Annotated in this window: 21 protein-coding genes and 2 tRNA genes; 12 read left to right on the top strand and 11 right to left on the bottom strand. The window is 39.7% G+C overall.

What is annotated here, in order from left to right:
* Nucleotides 1-153: 153 nt before the first annotated feature.
* The 8 genes from L6471_RS13705 to L6471_RS13670 form a co-directional block, all read right to left on the bottom strand.
* Entirely contained in the window at nt 154-645 is a 492-nt protein-coding gene (locus tag L6471_RS13705) for a pyruvate ferredoxin oxidoreductase (RefSeq protein WP_074614398.1), read from the bottom strand.
* Entirely contained in the window at nt 635-1,147 is a 513-nt protein-coding gene (locus L6471_RS13700; RefSeq protein ID WP_006282736.1) for an RNA polymerase sigma factor, read from the bottom strand. The genes L6471_RS13705 and L6471_RS13700 overlap by 11 nt, the downstream gene beginning before the upstream one ends.
* 96 nt (nt 1,148-1,243) lie before the next feature.
* Nucleotides 1,244-2,020: an acetylglutamate kinase gene (gene argB / locus L6471_RS13695; protein ID WP_237797449.1), complete on the bottom strand. Its 777-nt coding sequence runs from the start codon at nt 2,018-2,020 to the stop codon at nt 1,244-1,246.
* A gap of 53 nt (nt 2,021-2,073) precedes the next feature.
* The gene (gene speA / locus L6471_RS13690; protein WP_006282734.1) at nt 2,074-3,966 is read right to left on the bottom strand and encodes a biosynthetic arginine decarboxylase; all 1,893 of its coding nucleotides are present in this window, start codon (nt 3,964-3,966) and stop codon (nt 2,074-2,076) included.
* A 10-nt stretch (nt 3,967-3,976) separates the two neighbouring features.
* Nucleotides 3,977-4,504 carry a shikimate kinase gene (locus L6471_RS13685; protein ID WP_006282732.1) on the bottom strand — a complete coding sequence of 176 codons (528 nt, stop codon included), beginning with the start codon at nt 4,502-4,504 and terminating at the stop codon, nt 3,977-3,979.
* A complete protein-coding gene (topA, locus tag L6471_RS13680; RefSeq protein ID WP_074614397.1) occupies nt 4,501-6,834 on the bottom strand; it encodes a type I DNA topoisomerase in 2,334 nt (777 codons plus the stop codon). The genes L6471_RS13685 and topA overlap by 4 nt, the downstream gene beginning before the upstream one ends.
* A 146-nt stretch (nt 6,835-6,980) precedes the next feature.
* Entirely contained in the window at nt 6,981-7,508 is a 528-nt protein-coding gene (locus L6471_RS13675; protein WP_006282730.1) for an NUDIX domain-containing protein, read from the bottom strand.
* On the bottom strand, nt 7,508-8,686 hold the full coding sequence (locus tag L6471_RS13670; protein ID WP_094448265.1) for a thioredoxin-like domain-containing protein: 1,179 nt from the start codon (nt 8,684-8,686) through the stop codon (nt 7,508-7,510). The genes L6471_RS13675 and L6471_RS13670 overlap by 1 nt, the downstream gene beginning before the upstream one ends.
* 192 nt (nt 8,687-8,878) lie before the next feature.
* Here L6471_RS13670 and pnp point away from each other — a divergent pair, with 192 nt between their 5' ends.
* The gene (gene pnp / locus L6471_RS13665) at nt 8,879-11,125 is read left to right on the top strand and encodes a polyribonucleotide nucleotidyltransferase (RefSeq protein ID WP_027453188.1); all 2,247 of its coding nucleotides are present in this window, start codon (nt 8,879-8,881) and stop codon (nt 11,123-11,125) included.
* Nucleotides 11,126-11,336: 211 nt separating this feature from the next.
* Complete coding sequence (locus L6471_RS13660) at nt 11,337-11,714, top strand: ISAon1 family transposase N-terminal region protein (protein ID WP_237797448.1); 378 nt, start codon at nt 11,337-11,339, stop codon at nt 11,712-11,714.
* A 304-nt stretch (nt 11,715-12,018) separates the two neighbouring features.
* Here the strand turns inward: L6471_RS13660 and L6471_RS13655 are convergent.
* Nucleotides 12,019-12,092 (bottom strand) — tRNA-Asn (locus L6471_RS13655).
* A gap of 49 nt (nt 12,093-12,141) precedes the next feature.
* Nucleotides 12,142-12,215 (bottom strand) — tRNA-Asn (locus L6471_RS13650).
* Nucleotides 12,216-12,401: 186 nt separating this feature from the next.
* Between L6471_RS13650 and L6471_RS13645 the strand changes: the two genes are divergently transcribed.
* From L6471_RS13645 to L6471_RS13610, 8 genes are all read left to right on the top strand, one after another.
* Nucleotides 12,402-14,075, top strand: coding sequence for a S41 family peptidase (locus L6471_RS13645; RefSeq protein ID WP_006282726.1), 1,674 nt, complete (start codon nt 12,402-12,404; stop codon nt 14,073-14,075).
* A gap of 191 nt (nt 14,076-14,266) precedes the next feature.
* Entirely contained in the window at nt 14,267-14,734 is a 468-nt protein-coding gene (gene rimP / locus L6471_RS13640; protein ID WP_006282725.1) for a ribosome assembly cofactor RimP, read from the top strand.
* Nucleotides 14,735-14,737: 3 nt separating this feature from the next.
* Nucleotides 14,738-16,000, top strand: a complete 1,263-nt coding sequence (gene nusA / locus L6471_RS13635; RefSeq protein ID WP_006282724.1) for a transcription termination factor NusA — start codon at nt 14,738-14,740, stop codon at nt 15,998-16,000.
* A 12-nt stretch (nt 16,001-16,012) separates the two neighbouring features.
* Complete coding sequence (gene infB / locus L6471_RS13630; RefSeq protein WP_006282723.1) at nt 16,013-18,925, top strand: translation initiation factor IF-2; 2,913 nt, start codon at nt 16,013-16,015, stop codon at nt 18,923-18,925.
* Nucleotides 18,926-19,032: 107 nt separating this feature from the next.
* Entirely contained in the window at nt 19,033-20,478 is a 1,446-nt protein-coding gene (sufB, locus tag L6471_RS13625; RefSeq protein WP_006282722.1) for a Fe-S cluster assembly protein SufB, read from the top strand.
* A 19-nt stretch (nt 20,479-20,497) separates the two neighbouring features.
* Nucleotides 20,498-21,262, top strand: coding sequence for a Fe-S cluster assembly ATPase SufC (gene sufC, locus L6471_RS13620; protein WP_006282721.1), 765 nt, complete (start codon nt 20,498-20,500; stop codon nt 21,260-21,262).
* Between the two features lie 13 nt (nt 21,263-21,275).
* Complete coding sequence (gene sufD, locus L6471_RS13615; RefSeq protein ID WP_237797447.1) at nt 21,276-22,619, top strand: Fe-S cluster assembly protein SufD; 1,344 nt, start codon at nt 21,276-21,278, stop codon at nt 22,617-22,619.
* Nucleotides 22,620-22,635: 16 nt separating this feature from the next.
* Nucleotides 22,636-23,850: an aminotransferase class V-fold PLP-dependent enzyme gene (locus L6471_RS13610; protein ID WP_074547981.1), complete on the top strand. Its 1,215-nt coding sequence runs from the start codon at nt 22,636-22,638 to the stop codon at nt 23,848-23,850.
* Between the two features lie 80 nt (nt 23,851-23,930).
* On the opposite strand, the gene L6471_RS13605 is transcribed toward L6471_RS13610, so the two are convergent.
* Nucleotides 23,931-24,239, bottom strand: coding sequence for a hypothetical protein (locus L6471_RS13605; protein WP_036857994.1), 309 nt, complete (start codon nt 24,237-24,239; stop codon nt 23,931-23,933).
* Nucleotides 24,240-24,361: 122 nt separating this feature from the next.
* On the opposite strand from L6471_RS13605, the gene L6471_RS13600 reads away from it, so the two are divergent.
* Entirely contained in the window at nt 24,362-24,973 is a 612-nt protein-coding gene (locus tag L6471_RS13600; protein ID WP_006282717.1) for a ribonuclease HII, read from the top strand.
* 2 nt (nt 24,974-24,975) lie between these two features.
* Nucleotides 24,976-25,881, top strand: coding sequence for a helix-turn-helix transcriptional regulator (locus tag L6471_RS13595; protein ID WP_006282716.1), 906 nt, complete (start codon nt 24,976-24,978; stop codon nt 25,879-25,881).
* The last annotated feature ends 208 nt before the right edge of the window (nt 25,882-26,089 follow it).

The raw sequence follows: 26,089 nt of genomic DNA, 5'->3' as shown, positions 1-26,089 counted from the left end.
AGCGATTGACAGGAAAAAAGCCCCGCAACTCTCGACAGAGTGGCGGGGCTTTACGTTAGTATGTTATGAAAAATTTGAGAGAATAGAAACTTCACAGTTTCAAGTAATTGTTTTACTAAAAAATGATTTTTATAGAGAAAGCATAGAAATAATCTACTTTAGTATGTTTTCGGCTGCAGTCGTTGTTTCGATACTGCTATGCTGCATGCTATCGATAACGGCAGAGTCACCCATGGCTACAGAAGCTCCCTTATAGAGTTGTTCTGTGGTGCCAGTATTGATGATTTCATCCTCTTCATTAAACGCTACTTGAGATGCATTTCCTAAAGTCAGGAATATAGCTACTATAGCAGCTGCCTTGAATAAAGGCTTCAAGTTGTTTGAAATGGTAACAAATCGAGCTTTGTGCAGATGAGCAATATGCTCGTTGTTATCAATAAGAGTCATCATCTTTTGGTCAAAGTCATCATCCAGCACATCTGTAACCTTTTCATTCTGTTCATAAATAAACAGTTCTTTATAAGTTTCCAGTTCTGCTGGTACATCCTTTTGACTAAAGAAGGCACGAAGTATTTTCTCTTCTTCAAGAGAAGTTTCGCACTTCCAATAGCGATCTAAAAGTTGATTGATGTACTTATAATCCATATTTGTCAAATTCTTGAAATCTTTTTTTTATTGCCTGTCTAGCTCTGAAGATATTTACTTTTACTTGTTCTTCAGTAATGGCCAGAATCTCGGCTATTTCTTTATACGATTTGCCTTCAAAGTCTCTAAGTTGCATACAACTTCGTTGTTTCTCTGGCAATTCGTTTACTAATTTTTTGATGATGTTAACCTTTTCTTTTCGGTCTATTTCATCATAAGGATTAGATGCATGGTCTGTATTGTCTACTTGTTCCTCATCAATAGATGGATTGTTATTTCCCATTTTCTTATTTCGGTCAAGAGCCAAATTTCGAGCAATGGTTAAACTATAAGCTTCTATTGATTCTATTTTGTCCCATTTATCTCGATTATTCCAAACCTTAATCAGCGTATCCTGTACAATGTCTTCAGCTTCTGCACGGTTAAGTGTGATTCGAAGAGCTAGCCGATAAAGTATATTCTTCAACGGCAATACATCGTTACGGAAACTGATATTTTTCATCTTGCCTCTATATTAACTGACGATTGTGTTTCAAGAAAGTTACAGTAAATCATACTTTCTTCTCAAATTTAATATTCATTAACGTTTAAGAAGGTGTTACTTCTTTATAATAGTGCCATGTTTGCCATCGATGGCTGAAGCCAGTGTGATAATAACTTGACTCACACCACTGTCTACTGCAGCAAGTGCGTTTTCTAATTTAGGAATCATGCCACCGGCTACAGTACCATTAGCAACATATTGCTCAAAATCTTGACGTGTAATTGTTGGAATCACGGTTTCATCATCTTCAGGATTGCTGAGAACACCTTTTTTCTCAAAGCTGTAAATTAGTGTTACATCATAAAAGCGGGCGAGAGCTTTAGCGGTTTCTGAGGCAATGGTATCTGCGTTAGTATTCAGCATGTTGCCTTTACCATCATGGGTTAAGGGTGCCATGACAGGAGTAATACCTTGTTCGATGATATTACGAAGTGCAAACCCATTAACATGTTCTACATCGCCTACAAACCCATAATCTATGCCGTTTTTTTGTGGGCGTTTATGGCTATGTATAACATCCATATCTGCACCAGTTAGGCCTAATGCGTTAACTCCCTTAGACTGAAGTTGGGCAATAATATTCTTGTTGACAAGTCCACCATAAACCATGGTTACTACTTCAAGCATTTCTGCGTCGGTAATGCGACGCCCATTAACCATCTTACTTTCTATGCCTAATGATGTAGCGACTTTGGTAGCTCTTCTGCCACCACCGTGAACTAAAACTTTAGGACCTTCGATGGCTGCAAAATTCTGAAGCAGCTGATCAAGACTTTGTGGATCTTCTACAATTGCTCCACCAACTTTAACGACTGTAATTTTCTGTTTCATAGTAGTAAGGAATATAAAAAATCAGGCCTCTTGTTCGAGGTCTGATTATATATTTATTCTAGATATGTATATCCATAGAGTCCCGAACGATAATTATTGAGGAATTCTTTTCCTTCTTCAAGCGAAATTTTACCAAGTTTTACGCTTTTCGTAACCCATTGTTCTAGTTGTCGTACGAGTTTTTTCGGGTTGTATTGAACGTATTCGAGTACTTCTTCAACTGTTTCACCATCGAAAATCTGATTGATTTCGTATTGACCATTTTTCACGGTGATATGTGCAGCATTCGTGTCACCGAAGAGATTATGCATATCGCCCAAAATTTCCTGATAAGCGCCCACGAGGAAAACTCCCAAATAATATGGATCGTTTTTCTTTAATGAGTGTACAGGTAATACCTGGCCCACATGACCGTTAGTAACGAAGTTGGCAACTTTACCATCGCTATCACAAGTGATATCTTGTAATGTCGCATTTCGTGAAGGACGTTCGTTAAGACGTTGTATAGGCATGACTGGGAAAAGCTGGTCTATAGCCCAACTGTCTGGTAGGCTTTGGAACAGAGAGAAGTTACAGAAGTATTTATCTGCCAGCAATTTATCGAGACCTCTCAATTCATCAGGTACATGCTTGAGTCCTTTAGAAAGACTATTAATCTCATGGCAGACACTCCAATACATGGATTCGATTTCAGCACGAGTTTTGAGATCAACCATACCATGTGAGAATAATTCCAAACATTCTTCTCGAATCTGTTCTGCATCGTGCCAATTTTCAAGCATCGTACGAGGACTCAGATTATCCCAAATCTCATACAAGTCTTTTACCAGTTGATGATCGTTGTCTTTAGCCTCAAATTCCTCTGGCATTTCTGGCAACGATGCTGTTTCCAATACATCGATGACCAAGACAGAATGGTGAGCTGCAAGACTTCTTCCACTTTCCGTAATGATGTTAGGATGTGGTATGTTATTCTTGTTGGCTGCATCTACAAAGGTGTATACACAGTCATTTACATATTCTTGAATAGAGTAGTTTACAGAACTTTCACTGTTAGATGAGCGGGTTCCGTCATAATCTACACCAAGACCACCACCACAGTCTACGAAATCTACATTGTAGCCCATTTTGTGAAGATTGATGTAGTACTGTGAGGCTTCACGGAGAGCCGTTTGAATACGACGAATTTTGGTTATTTGGCTACCAATATGAAAATGAATAAGGCGTAGACAGTCGTGTAGGCCTTTTTCATCAAGCATATTGAGTGCTTCGAGCAATTCTGAAGAGGTAAGACCAAATTTAGAAGCATCACCACCACTTTCTGCCCATTTACCAGAGCCAGAAGATGCCAATTTGATACGGATACCGATGTTTGGTTTTACATGAAGTCGTTTAGCAATTCGAGCGATAATCTCCAGTTCGTTTAGTTTTTCGATAACGATAAAGATTCGCTTGCCCATTTTTTGGGCTAATAAAGCTAATTCGATATAATTTTCATCTTTATATCCGTTACAAATAATTAGTGAGTCGCTTTGACACTGTACAGCGATGACTGCATGAAGTTCGGGTTTAGAGCCTGCTTCCAAACCTAGATTAAACTTGCGGCCATGAGAAATAATTTCCTCTACGACAGGTTGCATCTGATTAACCTTAATCGGATAGATGATGAAGTTTTCTGCCTTAAAGTCATATTCCTTTTTAGCTTTGGCGAAACAGCTAGCCGTTTTTTCGATACGGTTGTCAAGGATGTCCGGGAAACGAAGCAATACCGGTGGCGTCACATCGCGTAGCGCCAATTCATCCATGACATCACGGAGGTCGATTTGTACATTGTCCTTGCATGGAGTTACAAAGACGTCACCTTTTTCGTTGATGTCAAAATACGAAGTACCCCAACCATTAATGTTGTAGAGTTCTTTCGAATCTTCAATTGTCCATTTCTTCATTTACGATTGCTTATATATTCAATAATGCTCTTGCTTGTTTTACTGATATCTTTATTTTGTCGAAGTTGTCCATAAGGCTCACATCAAGGATATGTTTGGCTTTGTTGTAAAAAGGTTCGCGCTTTTGCAACTGCTCTTGGATAAACACTTTTACTTCTTCAGGTGTTTTGTTAAGGAGTAGCGGTCGAACGCTTTTTCCCATTCTCAAATGGCCATATAAAACTTCAGGACTAGCTTTCAGATAGAGTGTTTCTCCCTGTTCATTCATGTAATCCATGTTATCGAAGAAGCATGGTGTTCCACCACCACAGCTAATGATGACATTTTCAAACTCTGCTACTTCATGGAGCATGTTATGTTCTATTTTGCGGAATCCTTCTTCTCCAGATTCATCGAAAATTTGCTTGATAGTTTTTCGCATACGATTCTCGATGTACCAGTCTAGGTCATAAAATGTAAGTCCGAGGTCTTCAGCCAGGGCTTTGCCGACGGTAGTTTTGCCAGCGCCCATGTATCCTATGATAATAATTCTTTTCACTTGCGAGCTTTTCTGGTTCTTGCTTTTGGTTCTGGGGCATTGTTCACGATTTTTATGCATTCCTCGAGGGTGAGTTCTGCTGCTTTCTCGTGAAGTTCTTTTGGCAAACGGTAGTTTTTGCCGTCATAGGCAATATATGGACCGTAGCGCCCATTAAGAATCTCCAATTTATCGTTTTCTTCAAATTTCTTGATATGTTTTTTCTTTTCCTGTTCACGTTTATCATTGATAAGCTGTATTGCTTCTTCCAACGTGATTTCCATTGGATCAATGGTCTTAGGTATAGATACATATTTCTTCATATGGAGAACGTATGGTCCGAATCGGCCTGCACCAATGGTTACGGTTTCGCCTTCGTATTCACCCAGTTCTCTTGGTAATTTGAAGAGTTCTAATGCTTCCTCTAGTGATATGGTTTCGATGCTCTTATCTGCTGGCATTTGAGCAAATTTAGGCTTTTCTTCATCGTTAGCAGAACCTATCTGTACTACTGGTCCGAATCGGCCAATCTTGACAAATACAGGCTTTCCACTCTTAGGGTCTGTACCCAGTTCGCGTTCACCTGCTTTGTGCTCGCTTCGAGCTTTCATTACCTTTTCAACAATTGGCTCGAATTTAGTATCGAAGTCCTTCATCATGGTTGTCCACTCTTCTTTACCTTCAGCTATCAAGTCGAACTGTTGTTCTACTTTGGCTGTGAAGTTATAATCCATGATGCCAGGGAAGTTTTCTATAAGGAAATCGTTAACCACGATACCGATATCGGTAGGAACAAGTTTACCCTTGTCAGAACCTGTGTTTTCCTTTTTAGTCTTTTGGGTAATTTGGATACCTTTTAGAGTATCTACTGTATATTGGCGTTCTGTTCCTGGATGGTCACCTCTTAATACATATTCACGTTGTTGTATAGTACTTATAGTTGGTGCATACGTAGATGGACGTCCAATACCGAGTTCTTCCAGTTTGTGTACCAAACTAGCTTCTGTATATCTTGAAGGTGCTTGTGAAAAGCGCTGGGTAGCTGTAATTTCACGACGTTGTAAATTGTCGCCTTCTTTCAGAGAAGGAAGTATACGCAAGTAGTCTTCCTGATTTTCTTCATCATCATTGGTGACGTTATATACTTTCATGAAGCCGTCGAACGCGATAGTTTCACCATTGGCAACAAATTTATCGTCAGCATTGCTAATAGTAATATTTACAGTAGTCTTTTCAATCTGAGCATCTGCCATCTGTGATGCTGCAGTACGTTTCCAAATTAGATTATAGAGACGTTTCTCCTGGGAAGAACCTTCAATCTCAGATTTGCTCATATCTGTAGGACGGATGGCCTCGTGGGCTTCTTGTGCACCTTTAGAATGAGTTGTGAAATTACGTGGTTTACTGTATTCTTTACCATAATGCTTAATGATAGCGTCCTTGCTGGCATTGATACATAGCGTAGACAAGTTTACGGAGTCAGTACGCATGTAGGTTATTTTACCTGCCTCATAAAGGTGCTGAGCTATCATCATGGTTTGACTTACTGTAAAATTGAGCTTGTGTGCTGCTTCCTGTTGTAGAGTTGAGGTGGTGAAAGGAGGTGCAGGAGAACGCTTCAAAGGCTTCTTGGTAACTGATTCAACGGTAAAAGTTGAATCCTTGCACTTCTCAAGTAAGGCAACCACTTCGTCATGGGTCTTCAGGCGCTTATCGAGTTCAGCTTTTACTTCTGTAGCTGACCCGTCAGGAGCAATGAGTGCAAAAATAGCACTTACACGATAGTATTGTTCACTGTTAAAGTGCTGAATATCTCTTTCGCGCTCTACGATAAGTCGTACAGCGACACTTTGTACACGACCGGCAGAGAGCGCTGGTTTTACTTTTTTCCATAATACTGGAGAAAGTTTGAAACCTACCAAACGGTCGAGTACACGTCTTGCCTGCTGAGCATTGACAAGATTCATATCTAGATGTCTAGGTGTCTTGATTGCATCAAGAATCGCTTGTTGTGTAATTTCGTGGAAAACAATTCGGCTAGTTTTTTCTTCATCTAATCCTAATACTTCGCAAAGGTGCCATGAGATAGCTTCTCCTTCGCGGTCCTCATCGGATGCTAACCAAACTTTTTTAGCCTTTTTGGCGGTCGACTTTAGTTCTGAAACCAATTTGATCTTCTCTTCAGGAATCTCATAATGAGGTTCGAGTGTCTTTTTGTCTATGCTTAGCTCTTTCTTTTTCAAGTCACGAATGTGACCATAGGAAGACATAACCTTATAGTCTTCTCCTAAGAACTTTTCGATTGTCTTTGCCTTCGCAGGGCTCTCGACTATAACTAGATTTTCTTGCATAATCGGATATTTTCTTATTTAGGGCGCAAAAATAATTAAAACTTTTGCTTATACCTTATTATATGGAAAATTTTTATTTTTTTTAAGTTTTACGGCTCTTTCAACAAAAACGCTTTCTTACTCAGTAGAGTAGGAAAGCGTTCTCTTTATTGTTTTTTGCGTGTTGCTAAAAAACGAGTGACTGCTTCTTTGGCAGATTTTAGTCCAAATAGGTTTGGATTGATGTCTTCCAAATTCATCCAATAATAGGCTTCGGCATCATCCATGGCCTGTAGTTTACTACTATCACTGATATGTGCTTCGTAGAACAAATCTAGTGTAGGAATATCGATGCCGGAGTAATAATATTGGTTAGGTATACTAAAAAGATATTGTATATTGTTCAGTTCCAGACCAGTTTCTTCTTTCACTTCCCGAAGAGCTCCTTCTTCTGCTCCTTCTTCGATATCAGCAAAACCGCCAGGTAAATCAAATGTACCTTTGGCGGGTTCTATCTTGCGTCGTATAACAAGTAGCTGGTTAGCTGAATTGAGAATAAAAGTTGCGTTAGCCGAACTGGGATTCATAAAATATTCGAAGCCGCATGCATCACAACGCAAACTTTTGAAACTGTTTTTCTTAAATTGATGGCTGCCACATTGTGGACAGAATTTCCACTTGTCTATAATGTTCATTATAGTAATGCCTGTATTTCAGCATCAATATCATTAATTTGCACATCTCTCTTCTGAAGTGTGTTGTTACGATCAATCAAGAAGAAAGTAGGAATGTTTTGAACATTATATTTTACAAGACTCTGGCCTTCGAGTCCTCCTTCTTCATGGACACTAATCCATGGTAGAGCAGCAGTTTGAGTCTTCCAAAAATGTTCGTTAGGGTCTACAGAAACTTGATAGATCTCAAAGCCCTTGGCATGATACTTGTTATAGAGATCGCGCAGCATCATAATACGCTTGGTAGACTGCTCATTTTGGAAAAGATGGAAGTCGAGCATAACCACTTTTCCTTTGAGTTCTGTAAGATGTCTCAAATTACCCTTATTGTCATACAAAGGAAGGTCAATGATTCCTGATACAGAGACTTTGCTTGCGTCAATATTTTTCTGAGCATTATTGCTGGCGATGATGCGTACATCCTTCATTCCTTCTATAGCGATATTATGCAAGTTTTTGCCACGTTCTGCACCTGGATAGAATGAGTCCCAACTTGTTGCTACAGCCGCAAATACTTGAACATCTTCCTTGTTGTTTCTTGGATTAAAAATCAAAGATGTCTGTCCGCCGATAAATAAGGTTTGGAATAAAGCAAAGTATGAGTAGGCTTTGTAAGGCTCTTTGAATATATAATTCTGCTTAACGTTGGCTTTGTAGTTGTTGAGTAACTGTGTGATAACTACCTGAGCAGAATCTGTACCAATATTTGGATTTTGGGTAATTGCGTTAATTTGTGCCTGTAGGGTCATCTGTAATTGAGACAGTTGCTGAATCTTAGTACAATTATCGCTACCTTCTACTGTATATTTGGCAGACATAGTAGGGTAGGCTGCTTTGAAAGTAACTGTTTCTGTAGAATCGATAGACAGATTGATAATTTGATCTGCAATACGTAATCGATAGAATTCAGGTGTAATGGTGTCGAGAGCATTCTCTTCAAACTGAAAAGAACCATCCTCGCCAAGTTTTATAGAGTCGATGATAACAGGACCGTTAAGGCTGATGTTCTCTAGGTATAGTGTAGAGTCTTTAGCCTCTGAAATAGAGCCATTTACATGAAATTTCTTGTTATTGCAAGATGTTATGGTCAATAATGCGATAAAAAGCGCAGTTACCGATAAAAATTTTGATATCTTCATGATGTTTTATTATTTCGCAAATTTACTTGCAAAGATAGTAATTTTATGACAAAAGTCGAGAGAATTGACTAAAAACTTTAAAAAACAAAAATTCTTCCTTTTTTCTGCTTGTTTTTATTATAAAAGAGGTATCTTTGCCCTAATTTAAATTATTTGATGTTTAGTCAAAACAATAAAGTTTTAATTTTTTAGATGAACGTAATTACGAAAACAGTTCAATTGCCTGATGGAAGAACCATCACAATTGAGACCGGAAAGGTTGCAAAACAGGCTGACGGTTCCGCAGTATTGAGACTCGGAAATACCGTACTTCTCGCAACCGTTTGTGCAGCCAAAGAGGCAGTTCCGGGTACAGATTTTATGCCTTTACAGGTAGACTACCGTGAGCAGTATAGTGCTGCAGGTCGTTTCCCAGGTGGTTTTACTAAGCGTGAAGGCAAAGCAAGTGACGAGGAGGTCTTGACATCACGTCTTGTTGACCGTGCTCTTCGTCCTTTATTCCCATCGGATTATCATTGTGAAGTTTATGTACAGGTCATGTTGCTTTCTGCAGATGGCGTAGATCAGCCTGATGCACTTGCAGGTTTTGCCGCATCAGCTGCAATGGCTTGTTCTGACATACCTTTCGATTATACTATTTCTGAAGTTCGTGTTGCCCGTATTAATGGTGAGTTTGTTATCAATCCTACATTCCAGCAGATGGAAGAGGCTGATATGGACTTGATGGTTGGTGCTACCAAAGATAATATTATGATGGTAGAGGGTGAGATGAAAGAAGTTTCAGAACTCGACCTTATTAATGCATTGAAGGCTGCTCACGAGGCTATCAAACCTATGTGTGATCTTCAGGATGAACTGGCTAAAGAACTCGGTACTGACGTTAAGCGTGAGTATGATGACGAAATCAATGATGAGGAACTTCGTCAGCAGATTAAGGACGAGCTTTATCAGCCAGCTTATGATATCAACCATAAGGCTCTGCCTAAGCAGGAGCGTAATGATTCTTTCGATAAATTGCTTGCAGATTTCCTTGAGAAGTATGATGCTGCTCACGAAGATCTTTCTGCAGATGATTTGGAAGAGAAGCATGCTGAGGCTAAGCGTTACTATGATGATGTATTGCGTGATGCTATGCGTCGCTGTATCCTTGATGAAGGTCTTCGTCTTGATGGTCGTGCTACTACTGATATTCGTCCTATTTGGTGTGAGGTTTCTCCTCTGCCAATGCCTCACGGAAGTGCTATCTTCCAGCGTGGTGAGACGATGTCTCTTTCTACTTGTACACTTGGTACCAAGATGGATGAAAAGTTGGTTGATGGTGTTCTTAACCGTAGTTACCAGCGCTTCCTCCTTCACTATAATTTCCCTCCATTCTCTACTGGTGAAGCAAAGGCTCAGCGTGGTGTAGGTCGTCGAGAGATTGGTCACGGTCACTTGGCATGGCGTGCGCTTAAGGATCAGATTCCTGCTGATTATCCTTATACTGTTCGCTTGGTAAGTCAGGTACTCGAGTCTAATGGTTCTTCTTCTATGGCTACAACTTGTGCTGGTACTCTTGCTTTGATGGATGCTGGTGTGCCTATCAAGAAACCTGTTTCTGGTATTGCTATGGGACTTATTAAGAACCCAGGTGAGGATAAGTATGCTATATTGAGTGATATTCTTGGTGATGAAGACCACTTGGGTGATATGGACTTCAAGACCACAGGTACACGTGATGGTTTGACTGCTACTCAGATGGATATCAAGTGTGATGGTCTTTCTTTCGAAATCTTGGAAAAGGCTTTGATGCAGGCTAAGGCTGGTCGTGAGCATATCTTGAATGAGATGATGAAGACTATCTCTGAACCACGTGCAGAGCTTAAACCACAGGTTCCTCGTATCGAGGTGTTTGATATTCCTAAGGAATTCATTGGTGCTGTTATCGGTCCTGGTGGTAAGATTATCCAGCAGATGCAGGAAGAGACGGGCGCAACTATTACTATCGAGGAGACTGAGGGTAAAGGTCACGTTCAAGTTTCTGCTCCTAACAAGGAGAGTATCGATGCTGCGCTATTGAAGATTAGAGCAATTGTTGCTGTTCCTGAGGTAGGTGAAGTATACGAAGGTACTGTTCGTAGCATTATGCCTTATGGCTGCTTCGTAGAGATTCTTCCTGGTAAGGATGGTTTACTTCATATTTCAGAGATCGATTGGAAACGTCTTGAAACTGTTGAAGAGGCAGGTTTGAAGGAAGGTGATAAGATTCAAGTTAAATTGATGGAAATCGATCCAAAGACAGGTAAGTATAAGTTGTCTCGTCGTGCTCTTCTTGAAAAGCCAGAAGGGTATGTAGAGCGTGAGCGTCGTCCTCGTCGTGGTGGCGATCGTCGTAACAACGGTGGTGAGCATCGTCGCTTCGAGCATCAGGATAACAATGATGCACAGGGTGCTGAATAATCGATAACGATTGATCATATATGTAAAAGAGGTGTATTCCAATAGATACACCTCTTTTTTATATTATAACTTTACTGAACTTTCGCAAGTGAATATACATTCATCAAGCGACTAATTTATACATTTGAAATAGGCTCAAGCGAAAAATTATAGGGGTAATCCTTTATTTGGATTAAATTCTTTACCTTTGTCGCATGGAAGACAAAGGATTATGCTAGCCCGTATGGTACTGCCTAAGGAGGTGCTTGATCACTTCATTATTGTGAAAATCGAGTATGTTGACACAAAGACTTATGATGAGCCTGAAATGCACATCCATCTTGACGAGAATATGAATGTAGAATTGCAGAGTGACTCTCATTTCGAGTCCAAAGGTTTCATAGCTCCTGTTGAGGTGACAGACTTTCCCATCCGTGACCACAAGGTTGTACTGGTTCTTCGACGTCGCCGATGGGTTGATACTCGCACAGGTAAGAGCTTTGTTCTGCCTCTAAAGGTGACGGCTGATGGCACCCACTACTCGAAGGAGTTTGCGGCTTTTTTAAAAGAGACGTATGGAGAAATCCCCAGTGACCTGCCGTACGCTTGAGGATTTCTACTACATTGACGCATACACGTTTGAGAAGCAGTGCAAAGAAACACTGAGCGACTACCGTACCTGGAGTGAACTTTCCCATTCATCAAACGCTGCTGCTGAATCTTTCAATGCAAAGGTCAAGGCTTTTAGAACTGCACTAAGGGGAATTAGAGATGAGAAATTCTTCTTATACAGACTTTTTATAATTTATGTTTATCCCCACTAAATTTCTACTGACCCATTAATATTTTACTATTATTGGGTATGAGATGAAAAGAAAATAAAAAAAGGAATTACCTAAGTAATTCCTTTTCTGCGCTTCAAGATGGGCTTGAACCAACGACCCCCTGATTAACAGTCAGGTGCTCTAACCAACTGAGCTATTGAAGCAATTTGCAATTCTCAACAAAAAAGGAATCACTGGCGTAATTCCTGAAGGCGCTTCAAGATGGGCTTGAACCAACGACCCCCTGATTAACAGTCAGGTGCTCTAACCAACTGAGCTATTGAAGCAATTTGCTTAATTGCGAGTGCAAAGGTAAATATATATTTTAATTCTACCAAATTTTTTAGAAGAAAAATTCAATATTTTTTTGAAATATGTAATTTTTTGACCAATTTCGTTCAGTTTCTGCACATATTATATTATTTTTGCATCTATTACTTAACAAGGCATGGCTGCCTGAAATATACATTTGCATGAAAAAAGTAACATTATATCTCTTATTATGGTTGGCTACTATTCCTACTTTAGCACAGCAAAACAAGGAACACGATTTTGATGTGGCCAAAAACATGGAAGTATTTACCGATATCTACAAATATCTTGATTTGATGTATGTCGATACACTCGATGCTAATGAAGTCATTGGTAATGGTATTAATGCCATGTTGCGAAGTCTTGATCCCTATACTGTATATTATCCAGAAAGTAAAGTGAAAGAACTTAACCAGATGATTACCGGTAAGTATGCAGGTGTAGGTGCGCTGATTCGTTATAATATGCAACTTCAGCGTGTGGTAATTGATGAGCCTTATAAAGATATGCCCGCAGATGAGGCTGGATTGAAAAAAGGTGATATCATTTTGAGTATTGATGATTCTACGATGGTGGGTAAAGATGTTAGTTATGTTAGTGATCATCTGCGTGGCGATGCAGGTACCAGTTTTATTATAAAAATAAAGCGACCAAGTACAGGTAAGACGATGAAGATGAAGATTACACGTAAAGCCATTCAACTACCATTTTTGCCTTATTATGGTATGTGGGATAATAAGGTCGGCTATATAAACCTAAGTCAGTTTACTGATAATTGCTCAAAGGATTTTCGTCGTGCTTTTATTGATTTAAAACGACAAGGGGCTCAGTCTTTGGTGCTCGATTTACGTAATAATGGTGGCGGCTCTTTATCAGAAGCTGTAAATATCATTAATATGTTTGTGCCTAAAGGCATTACTCTAGTGAAAACAAAGGGTAAATTGAAGCGTGCCAATCATGACTATATCACATCAGTGGAGCCTATCGATACAGTTATGCCAATAGTGGTACTCGTTAACAATAATACGGCAAGTGCTAGTGAGATTACTAGTGGTAGTCTGCAAGATCTCGATCGTGCAGTGGTAATGGGTACTCGTACCTATGGTAAAGGCTTAGTTCAGATGCCTGTAGATATTGCTTATAATGGTAATCTCAAGTTGACTACTAGTAAGTATTATATTCCAAGTGGTCGATGTGTTCAAGCATTAAATTATAAACATGGAAAGGGTGGCTATGTGGAGCATGTACCTGATTCTCTAACTCGTGTGTTCTATACGGCTCATGGCCGTGAGGTTCGTGATGGAGGAGGTATTAAGCCAGATATAGAGGTCAGACCAGACTCTTTGCCTAATATAGCTTTCTATCTAGCTGGTGCTCGCGACTCATCTGAAATCTTGTTTAATTATGAATTAGATTATATAGCTAAGCATCCTACAATAGCCTCACCTGAAAAGTTTGAACTTACTGATGCAGACTATGAAGAGTTCAAACAACGCGTAGTAAGTTCTAATTTTAAGTATGATCGTGAAACAGAGAAATATTTGAAAGATTTGGTAAAGCTGGCTAAGTTTGAAGGTTATTACGAAGATGCTAAACCGGAGTTTGAGGCTTTGCAGAAGAAATTGAATCATAATGTGGCTAAAGAACTGGATTATCATAAGCCGACTATAAAGCAAATGATAGAAAATGATTTGGTGACAGCCTATTATTATCAACGTGGAGCTATTCAGAATGCACTTCGTTATGATAAGCAGATGAAAGCTGCAGTAGATTTGCTGAATAATCCTGAAAAATATAATAAACTACTTCAGCCAACAGAAAAGAAAAAGAAGTAAAATGTTGAAAAATAATTGTGTTTGACGATACCTGTAGAGGTAAATACAATCAAAAATACTTGTTTTTAAGTCAAAATTCAAAGAAAGTTAATAAAATACTTGCTTGATAATAAAAAACTTTGTAATTTTGCAATGTTCAGAGGAATGAGGGGCTCACAAAGAGTTCCTCATTTTTTTATAATAACATTTATATGATAGACAAAAACGTCGTAAAAAAGTTAGTTGATGAATGGTTGGAGGATAAAGAGTATTTCCTCGTTGACATTCAAATTAGTCCAGACGATAAAATCGTAGTTGAAATTGACCATGCTGACGGCGTGTGGATAGAAGATTGTGCAGAATTAAGTAGATTTGTCCAAGAACATTTGGATCGTGATCAGGAGGATTACGAATTGGAAGTTGGTTCTGCAGGCGTCGGTCAGCCTTTTAAGGTAGCTCAACAATATGTTAATAATATTGGCAAAGAGGTTGAGGTACTTGATAATACGGGTAAAAAGATTAAGGGTATCCTGAAATCTGTTGATGGTAATAACTTTGTCGTTTCTGTATCAGAAAAGGTAAAGGTAGAAGGTAAAAAACGTCCTGTTCTACAGGATGTAGATTATGCATTCCTCATGGATCAGGTGAAATATACTAAATACGTAATAAGTTTCAAATAAGATATGGCAGTTAAAAAGAATGAAGGTGAAACCATGAGTATGATTTCGACATTCAAAGAGTTCAAGGAAACTAAGAATATCGATCGTACAACATTGGTAAGTGTACTGGAGGAAAGCTTCCGTAATGTACTCGCCAAAATTTTCGGTAGCGATGAAAATTTCGATGTGATAGTAAATCCAGATAAGGGTGATTTTGAGATTTACCGTAATCGTGTAGTTGTTGCTGATGGCGAAATTGAAGATGAAAACAAGCAGATTTCTCTGACAGAAGCTCGAAAAATAGAACCTGATTATGAGGTAGGCGAGGATGTAAGTGAAAAGGTAGATTTTTCAAAGTTTGGTCGTCGCGCTGTATTGAATCTCCGTCAGACACTTGCTTCTAAAATTTTGGAATTGGAGCATGATTCATTATATAATAAGTATAAGGATCGCGTAGGTCAGATTATCTCAGGTGAGGTATATCAGATTTGGAAACGTGAAGTTCTTATCGTTGATGATGAGAATAATGAACTTATTCTGCCTAAGTCTGAACAGATACCTGCAGACCAGTATCGTAAGGGTGAAACAGTTCGTGCAGTTATCGCTCGTGTTGATAATGAAAATAATAATCCTAAGATTATTTTGAGCCGTACAAGCCCTATGTTCCTTGAGCGTTTGCTTGAGGCTGAGGTTCCTGAAATTAACGATGGTCTTATTGCTATTCGTAAAATTGCTCGTATGCCTGGTGAACGTGCTAAAATCGCAGTTGAGAGCTTCGATGAGCGTATTGATCCAGTTGGTGCCTGTGTCGGTGTGAAGGGTAGTCGTGTACACGGTATAGTACGTGAACTTTGTAACGAAAATATCGATGTAATTAACTATACTTCTAACATCAAGTTGTTTATCCAGCGTGCGTTGAGCCCAGCAAAGGTTTCTTCTATTAATATCAATGAAGAAGAGAAGAAGGCCGAGGTATATTTGCAGCCAGAGGAAGTTAGTCTTGCTATTGGTCGTGGCGGTTTGAATATCAAGTTGGCTTCTATGCTTACAGAGTTTACTATTGATGTATTCCGCGAGATAGATGAAAATGAGGCAGAAGACGATATCTACTTGGATGAGTTCTCTGACGAAATAGATCAATGGGTTATTGATGCCATCAAGGGAATTGGTCTTGATACAGCTCGCCAGGTGTTGAATGCTCCTCGTGAAATGTTAGTAGAAAAGGCTGACTTGGAAGAAGAGACCGTTGATAATGTCATAAACATATTAAAAGCAGAATTTGAATAATAAGGAATATTAATGAGCATCAGATTAAATAAAGCATTACGTGAATTAAACATAGGACTTCAAACGGCAGTTGAATTCCTAGAAAAAAGAAGTGACCTGGGTGAGGTCAAAGCTGAACCGAGTTTCAAACTGAATGATAAGCAGTATGAAGCTCTGAACAAAGCATTTAAGCAAGATGCTGAAGTTCGTAGTGAGGCGGAGAAACTTTTCCAGAAAAAACCAAAAGAAAAGAAGCGTTCAAACGAGCAGAAGAGTCATCATGCTGAAGATTTCCTAAAGTCGGATAAGCCACAACAGAAATTTACACCGTTGGGCAAAATCGATTTGGATAGTATTGGTAAGAAACCTACTGCTAAGTCTGCTGCTCCTGAACATAAAGAGACGTCCTCAAAACAGGCTGCTGCCGTCAGCCAAGCGTCTGTAAACAACGCCGCTCCTAAGGCTCCAGAGAGTAAAGTGACGGAAACTCCTAAGGCTCAGAAGGTTGAACAAACTCAGTCTCAGGAATCGGAAGCTCCAAAGGCTCAGTCAGCAGTTCATACTCAGCCTGTTGCTCAGAAGCAAGAGAATTCGGCATCAACTCCAAAACCAGTGGAACAAAAAAATCAGACTCCTGTAGAAAAAAAGCCTGTAGAAAATAAACCTGTACAGGCAAGTAATCAGACTGAAGAAAAGTCTGAAGTGTTTACCCTCAAGAGCGAGCGTAAGATTGTAGCTAATGAACCTAAGGTTCTTGGTAAAATCGATTTGAGCGCTCTTAATCAGAGTACTCGTCCTAAGAAAAAATCTAAGGAAGAGCGCCGTAAAGAGCGTGAGGAAAAAGCTGCTCAGAATGGTCAATCAAAGAAGAAGCGTGTCCGTATTAATAAGGAACGCGTAGACATTAATGCAGCAGCTAATCAGCAGGGTGGTAATGCTAACAACAACCGCAACAATAATAACAATAACGGCGGTGGTAAAAAGAATAATCGTAACAAGCGTGGCAATAACAATAATAACCGTAATCAGAAACCTTTAGAAGTAGATGATGAGGCTGTTGCACGTCAGGTAAAAGAGACACTTGCACGTCTTACTAGCAAAACTCAGAACAAGAAGGGCGCTAAGTATCGTAAGGAAAAGCGTGAAGCTGTTCAGGAGAAATTGGCTAAAGAGGCTAATGCTATGAACAAGGAAAGTAAGACTCTGAAGCTTACCGAGTTCGTAACTGTAAGTGAATTGGCTACAATGATGGATATCAGTGTTACTCAGGTTATTTCTACCTTGATGAGTGTTGGTATCATGGTATCTATCAATCAGCGCCTTGATGCAGAAACCATTAATATGGTTGCTGGCGAATTCGGCTTCAATACGGAGTATGTTAGTGCAGATGTACAGGAAGCTATCAGCGAAGAGCCAGATGATGAAGAATCTCTGACTTCACGTGCTCCGATTATTACGGTTATGGGTCACGTTGACCATGGTAAGACCTCTTTGCTCGACCATATTCGTAATACTAATGTTATTGCTGGTGAGGCTGGTGGTATTACACAGCATATCGGTGCTTACAGTGTAACCTTGAAGAATGGTCGTAAAGTAACCTTCCTGGATACTCCAGGTCATGAGGCCTTTACTGCGATGCGTGCTCGTGGTACTCAGGTTACAGATATCGCCATCATTATCATTGCTGCCGATGACTCAGTGATGCCTACAACTAAGGAGGCTATCGCTCATGCACAAGCTGCTGGTGTACCTATGGTTTTTGCAATTAATAAAATAGATAAACCTGGTGCTAATCCAGATCGTATTCGTGAGGACTTGGCTAATATGAACCTTCTCGTTGAAGAGTGGGGTGGTAAGTATCAGTGTCAGGAAATCAGTGCCAAGAAGGGGCTTGGTGTAGAGGAACTGCTTGATAAGGTTCTCCTTGAAGCTGATATGCTCGAACTCAAAGCAAATCCAAACCGTAAGGCTACGGGTAATATCATAGAATCTTCTTTGGATAAGGGTCGTGGTTACGTTTCTACAGTGTTGGTAAGCAATGGTACCTTGAAAATTGGCGATATTGTGATTGCCGGAACTTCATGGGGTCGTATCAAGGCTATGTTCAATGAGCGTAATGCTCGTATTGAGACAGCTGGTCCTGCAGATCCATGTATTATTCTTGGTCTCAATGGCGCACCTACAGCTGGTGATAGTTTCCATGTACTCGAAACTGAGCAGGAAGCACGTGAAATTGCTAATAAGCGTGAACAGTTACAGCGTGAGCAAGGTTTACGTACTCAGAAGCGTCTTACTTTGGGTGATATTTCACATCGTATCGCACGTGGTGAGTTCCATGAACTTAATATCATTGTCAAGGGTGATACTGATGGTTCTATTGAGGCACTGTCAGACTCTTTCTTGAAGTTGAGTACTGAGAAGGTTCAGGTAAATGTTATCAACAAGGCCGTAGGTCAGATTTCAGAAAACGATGTTATGTTGGCATCAGCTTCAGATGCGATTATCGTAGGTTTCCAGGTTCGTCCTTCTTCTGATGCTCGTAAGCTTGCTGATCGCGAAGGTGTAGAAATCAATACATACTCTATCATCTATGATGCAATCGACGATGTAAAGGCTGCTATGGTAGGTATGCTTGATAAGGTGAAGAAGGAGGTTATTACTGGTCAGGTAGAAGTTAAACAGGTATTTAAAATTTCCAAGGTGGGTACTATTGCTGGTGGTCTTGTTACTGAGGGTAAGGTACATGCTAAGGATAAAGCCCGTGTCGTACGTGATGGTATTGTTATTCGCACGGCTCCTATTGCAGCATTGAAGCGCTATAAGGATGATGTGAAGGAAGTACCAATGGGTATGGAATGTGGTATCAGCCTCGTTAACTATAATGATATCCTTGAGGGTGATGTTATCGAAACCTTCACGGAAATCGAAGTTGAACAGAAACTATAGTAACAATTGTTACCATCTCTAGGGGTGGTACACTTTTTGCTATCATATATTATAGGGGCGGATGTGGCATCCGACCCTATAAACGTAAAAATAGGTATTGATATATTATGGCAGAAACACAGCAAAATGAGTTTGTACGTGAAGTGGCTGAGAAGAAGTATGAGTACGGCTTCACTACCGACGTGCATACCGAGATCATCCCTAACGGACTCAATGAAGATATAGTTCGTTTGATCTCGCAAAAGAAAGGGGAGCCGGAATGGATGCTCGACTTTCGACTGAAAGCCTATAATTATTGGAAGACATTAGAACAGCCTTCGTGGGGTCATGTTCATGTGCCAGAAATAGATTATCAGGCAATATCTTATTATGCCGATCCTTTGGCAAAAAAGCCAAAGAATAAGGAAATCGATCCAGAGTTAGAGAAAACATTTGATAAGCTTGGTATTCCGTTGGAAGAACGTTTGGCGTTGAGTGGTACTGCTGTTGATGCAATTATGGACTCTGTATCTGTCAAGACTACTTTTAAGGAGAAGTTGGCAGAGAAGGGGGTTATATTCTGCAGTATCGGTGAAGCTGTGAAGAGTCATCCTGATTTGGTTCAAAAGTATTTAGGTACAGTTGTACCTTATCGCGATAATTATTTTGCAGCATTGAATAGTGCTGTGTTTAGCGACGGTTCTTTTGTGTATATTCCTAAGGGAGTACGTTGTCCGATGGAATTAAGTAGTTACTTCCGTATCAATGCTCGTAATACAGGTCAGTTTGAGCGTACATTAATCGTTGCCGAAGATGATGCCTATGTTAGTTATCTTGAGGGATGTACGGCCCCTATGCGTGATGAAAATCAACTTCATGCAGCTATCGTCGAGATCATTGTCATGAATAATGCTGAGGTGAAGTATTCTACAGTTCAAAACTGGTATCCTGGTGACGAGAATGGTAAAGGTGGTGTGCTCAATCTGGTGACTAAGCGAGGCGACTTACGTGGTACTAACTCCAAATTAAGTTGGACGCAGGTAGAAACTGGTTCGGCTATTACCTGGAAGTATCCTTCTTGTATTCTTCGAGGTGATTATAGTCAAGCTGAATTTTATTCAGTTGCGGTAACTAATAATTATCAGGAGGCAGATACTGGTACTAAGATGATCCACATGGGTAAGAATACCAAGAGTACTATTATCTCTAAGGGAATCTCTGCAGGTCATAGCCAGAATTCTTATCGTGGTTTGGTACGTGCTACTTCAACAGCAGATAATGCTCGTAACTATAGTTCGTGTGATAGTTTATTGTTGGGTAGCAATTGTGGTGCTCATACTTTCCCATATATGGATATTCATAATAATACAGCAGTTGTGGAGCATGAGGCTACAACCTCTAAGATTAGTGAGGATCAGCTATTTTATTGTAATCAGCGTGGTATCCCAACCGAGGAGGCAGTTGGACTTATTGTGAATGGTTATGCTAAGGATGTCTTGAATAAGTTGCCTATGGAGTTTGCTGTAGAGGCTCAGAAGTTACTTTCTGTATCTCTTGAGGGAACTGTAGGATAAACATAAAAACTAGAGAATTATGTTAGAAGTTAAAGATCTGCACGCAACTATCGCGGGCAAAGAAATATTAAAAGGTATCAACCTTACAGTTAATGATGGTGAAATTCATGCCATTATGGGACCTAATGGTTCTGGTAAGTCAACCTTGTCAGCTGTTCTGACAGGTAACCCGCTCTATACCGTAACAGGTGGTGAGGCTATCTTCAACGGTAAGAATTTGCTCGATATGAAACCAGAAGATCGTGCTCGTGAAGGCCTTTTCCTTTCATTCCAATATCCTGTAGAAATACCAGGAGTCAGTATGACAAATTTCATGAAGGCTGCGGTAAATGCAAAACGAGAATATGAAGGAAAAGAACCACTGAAAGCAGCTGATTTTATGAAGCTGATGCGTGAAAAACGCCAGCTTGTAGAACTCGATGCAAAATTGTCACATCGTTCTGTAAATGAGGGCTTCTCTGGTGGTGAGAAAAAGCGTAATGAAATCTTCCAAATGGCTATGCTCGAACCAAAACTGAGTATCCTTGATGAGACCGACTCTGGTCTTGATGTTGATGCTATGCGTATTGTAGCTGATGGAGTCAACAAAATGCATAATGAGCATACTTCTGCTATTGTTATCACACACTACGAGCGTCTGCTCGATATGATCAAGCCAAGTGTTATCCATGTTCTCTATAAAGGTAGAATTGTGATGACAGCAGGTCCTGAACTAGCCAAGGAAATCGAAGTAAAAGGCTACGAGTGGATCAAAGAAGAGGCTGATGCTAAGTATGGTGATTAACTAAGGTAAGAATATGTCAAGCGAGAAACAATATATTGAATTATATACGACAGCCCGAGAGATAATCTGCAAGCATGCTGCAGAGCCTCTTAATGCTATTCGTGACAAGGCCTTCGAGGACTTCAAGAAGCAGGGCTTTCCTTCGAAGAAGGTAGAACGCTACAAGTATACCAATATGGATAAGTTGTTTGAACCTGATTATGGTTTGAATCTTAATCGTTTGGAAATACCTGTTAATCCGTACGATGCCTTTCGTTGTGATGTGCCAAATTTGAGCACTTCTCTTTATTTTGTTGTCAATGATGCTTTCTATACCAAGGCTCAACCTAAGACGACTCTTCCTGAGGGTGTTATCGTCGCCTCTTTGAGCCATGTAGCTGCTACATGTCCTGAGTTGGTTGCTAAGTATTATGGTAAGCAAGCTAAGACAGAAGAAGATGCCATAACTGCTTTGAACACGATGCTGGCACAGGATGGTCTTATGGTATATGTACCTAAAAATGTCAAGATTGATCGTGCTGTTCAGGTTGTTAATATCCTTCGATCTGACGTGGACCTGATGATTAATCGTCGTGTTCTTATTGTGCTCGAAGAGGGTGCTGAGGCTACGTTCTTGTTCTGTGATGACTCTGCTGATGATCGTAATTTCTTGACTACTCAGGTTATTGAGGCTTTTGTAGGTGAAAATGCTAAACTCGAACTGAATTGTTTGGAAGAAACTCATCTCAAGAATACGCGTGTCAGCAATGTCTACATCGAACAGCAGGCCAATAGTCGAGTTTATCACAATGTAATTACTTTGCATAATGGAATTACTCGTAATAAACTTGACTTGGTATTTAAGGGTGAAGGTGCAGAGTGTTATTGTAATGGCTGTGCCATTGAAGACAAGAATCAGCATGTTGATAATAATACGCTGATAGATCATCAAGTTCCTCATTGTGATAGCCATGAACTTTATAAGTATGTGCTTGATGAGAATGCTGTAGGAGCCTTTGCAGGTAAAGTACTGGTTCGTAAGGAAGCGCAGAAGACAACATCTCAGGAAACCAATCAGAATCTGGTAGCCACCAAAACAGCTCGTATGTATACACAGCCTATGCTCGAAATATATGCTGATGATGTGAAGTGTGCACATGGTTCTACTGTAGGTCAGTTAAATGATGCTGCTATGTTCTATATGCAGCAGCGTGGTATTGACCAAAAAGAAGCTAAAATGCTGTTAGAATTTGCTTTTATTAATGAAGTTATCGATCAAATGACACTTGAGCCACTACGTGACCGCCTTCATCATTTGGTAGAAATGCGTTTCCGTGGCCAGCTTAATAAGTGCGAAGGTTGTAAACTTTGCAAATAATAGAAAGGAGTTTGAAATGTATGATATTAACCAGGTACGTGCTGATTTTCCAATACTATCGCGTCAAGTATATGATAAGCCTTTAGTATATCTGGATAATGGTGCTACCACCCAAAAACCTTTGTGTGTACTCGATGCAATGCGTGCCGAGTATCTTAATGTAAATTCAAATGTTCATCGTGGTGTGCATTGGATGAGTCAGCAAGCTACTGAACTGCATGAAGCAGCTCGTGAAACTGTGCGCAAATTTATTAATGCAAAATCTACTACAGAGATTGTCTTCACCAGAGGTACTACAGAGGGCTTGAATCTTGTAGCATCATCATTCTGTGATGAGTTTATGCAGGAAGGCGATGAAGTGATAGTATCTACAATGGAGCATCACTCTAATATCGTACCTTGGCAGTTACAGGCTCGTAAGAAGGGTATCGTGCTCAAAGTCATTCCGATGACAGATAAGGGCGAACTTATCATGGATGAATTTGAAAAACTGATAACACCTAAAACCAAATTGGTCAGTGTGATGCATGTCAGTAATGTTTTGGGTACAGTTAATCCTGTAGAAGATATTATTCGTATTGCTCATGAGCACGATATTCCTGTAATGGTTGATGGTGCACAGAGTACTCCACATTTCAAGGTTGATGTACAGGCGTTAGATTGTGACTTCTTTGTTTTTAGTGGTCATAAGATATATGGTCCTACAGGTATCGGTGTTCTTTACGGTAAAGAAGAGTGGTTAGACAAGCTACCCCCTTACCAAGGTGGTGGTGAGATGATCGATCACGTGAGTTTTGAGAATACTACTTTTGAGCGTCCACCTTTGAAGTTTGAAGCAGGAACACCTGATTATGTTGCTTCTCATGGTCTGGCTGTAGCCTTGGATTATGTGAGTGCATTGGGTATGGATGCAATCTATGCCCATGAGCAGGAGCTTACCCGTTATTGTACAGAGCGTTTCCAGGAAATAGAGGGAATGCATATCTTTGGTCAGTCCGACCATAAGGATGCGGTAGTAAGCTTTCTTGTTGGCGATATCCATCATATGGATATGGGTACCTTGCTCGATCGTTTAGGCATTGCTGTCCGCACAGGTCATCACTGTGCGCAGCCATTGATGGACCGCTTAGGTATCCTGGGCACAGTCCGTGCTAGTTTTGGTCTGTATAATACCAAGGAAGAGGTAGATATCCTGGTAGAAGGTATCAAGCGTGTTAGCAAAATGTTTTAATATCATGCTATTTCTCAACGAATCATATAGGGGGCTGATTATCATGGGATAGTCAGCCCTTATGTCATGTAGGAATAGAATTAGATATCTGCATTTTTGCACTGTATGAAAGTATAAACCATCCAAATACCAAGTGCGAAGCGTAGTAGAATAGACATGTCAGCTGGGAAAATACCGAGAAAGAAAGCTGTTTGTGCTTTAATGAGTAACCAAGTCTGTTGCATGGTTATGTTTTTTCCAAGTATGCCACTATAATATAGGCGCAACCATTCTGCCGGCATTTTAACTTTTTGAGTGATGGATGTCCAAGTCCCAATCATTCTTTTAAAAATGCTTTTAGTTGTTTCGCGGTTGCTCATGTTTACTGATAAAGTCACATTCTTTTCCATAATCTTTGTCTTTAACTAATTACTGTTTGCAAAGATATAGAATGGTTGTGCAATAAAAGTTCACTTAAAATATTAGTGTGTTAAAAACGAAATTTATTAAGAATTATTAAGAAAATAGCCCAATGTTAGAGTCACATTACTATACAGATTTAATTGAGGCCGGTTGTGATGAGGCTGGTCGTGGATGTTTGGCAGGTAGTGTATATGCAGCAGCAGTGATTTTGCCAGCCGATTATAACAATCCAGAATTGAACGACAGTAAACAACTATCGTTGAAGAAGAGATATGCGCTACGTGAGCAGATTCAGAAAGATGCTGTAGCTTGGGCTATTGGTGTTGTTACCCCTGAGGAAATCGACAAAATCAATATATTGCATGCTAGTTTTCTGGCGATGCATCGGGCTATAGAACAGCTCCAAGTAAAACCTCAGGCTTTGATTATCGATGGTAATCATTTCGATCCATATAAGGATCTTCCTTATACAACAATAGTCAAGGGAGATAGTAAATACCAGTCAATAGCAGCTGCCAGTATTCTTGCCAAGACCTATCGTGATGACTATATGAAGGCTTTGGCCGAAGAGTATCCTTATTATGACTGGGCAAGCAACAAGGGTTATCCTACCAAGAAACATCGTCTGGGTATTCGCGAGCATGGAGTAAGTCCATATCATCGTAAGAGTTACAATCTTTTGGGAACAGGAGAACTGAGTTTAGACTTTAAAGACGAGTAGTAATGCGACACGATAAAATGGAAAAGGAGCTCCGCCTGATGTTAATTCTGGTGGAGAATCATAAACTTGATGTGAATGCCATTTGTGAGAGAATGGATATTTCCCGTCGTATGTTTTATTATTATTTAGAGAGTTTTCGTACATGGGGATTTAAAGTGGAGAAGGATGAAGCGAGTGTATATAGTATCGATCGCGAATCACCATTTTTGAAGCAACTCTATGAAACCATTAATTTTACGGAGGATGAAGCTATTACGATCCGTAAGGCACTTGATGTGGCTGGTGGCAATAATGCTATTGTAGACCGTATAAATCGTAAATTGGCTAATTTTTACGACTATAAAATTCTATCAGATCCAGAAGCTCGTCTACAAGCGGCTCATAATATTACAGTACTCTATGAGGCTATCAAATATAAACGATTGGTAAAGATAGAAAAATATTCTTCCCCGCATAGTCAGTCGGTATGTGACCGAATTGTTGAACCATTTCTGTTGATGAATAATAATAATGACGTACGTTGTTATGAGTTGAAATCGGAGATGAACAAAACTTTCAAGATATCCCGGATGGGCAACGTTACGATGTATGATTTGTCGTGGGAGCACGAAGAGCGTCATAAGCAGGTGTTTACCGATATATTTATGTTTAGTGGCGAGAAAATATATCCTATAGAGTTGCGGTTAGGACAACTCTCTCACAATTTGCTAGTAGAAGAGTATCCAGCTTCAGCCAAGTATATAACGCAAGAAGACGAACATCATTGGCATTTGCAAATGAATGTTGCCAGTTATCTTGGTATCGGCCGTTTTGTTTTAGGACTCTTATCAGATATCGATGTCCTCGGCGATGAGGCATTCAAGAACTATTTGAAGAATCAGTTGAAGGAAAATGTTAAACGCTTTTGACACTTCTATTGCTTATTTTGTAAAAATTGCGTATAAACCTAATTATAGTATACTAATTATTACATTTTTCATGGATATTCTAACAGTTTTAAAGAGTTTATATGATTTTTACTGCTAATGAATGTTAAATATTTATGGTTTTATACGCAATAATTTGTTTTCCTTATTAATATATGGTAATTTTGCCAATCGTTTGCCTGCATGGGTG

The sequence above is a fragment of the Segatella bryantii genome (genome assembly GCF_022024215.1).
In the GTDB taxonomy this organism is placed as follows: domain Bacteria; phylum Bacteroidota; class Bacteroidia; order Bacteroidales; family Bacteroidaceae; genus Prevotella; species Prevotella bryantii.
Note: the sequence above shows the minus strand (reverse complement) of the source record. Positions and strands in the feature narration are given on the sequence as shown.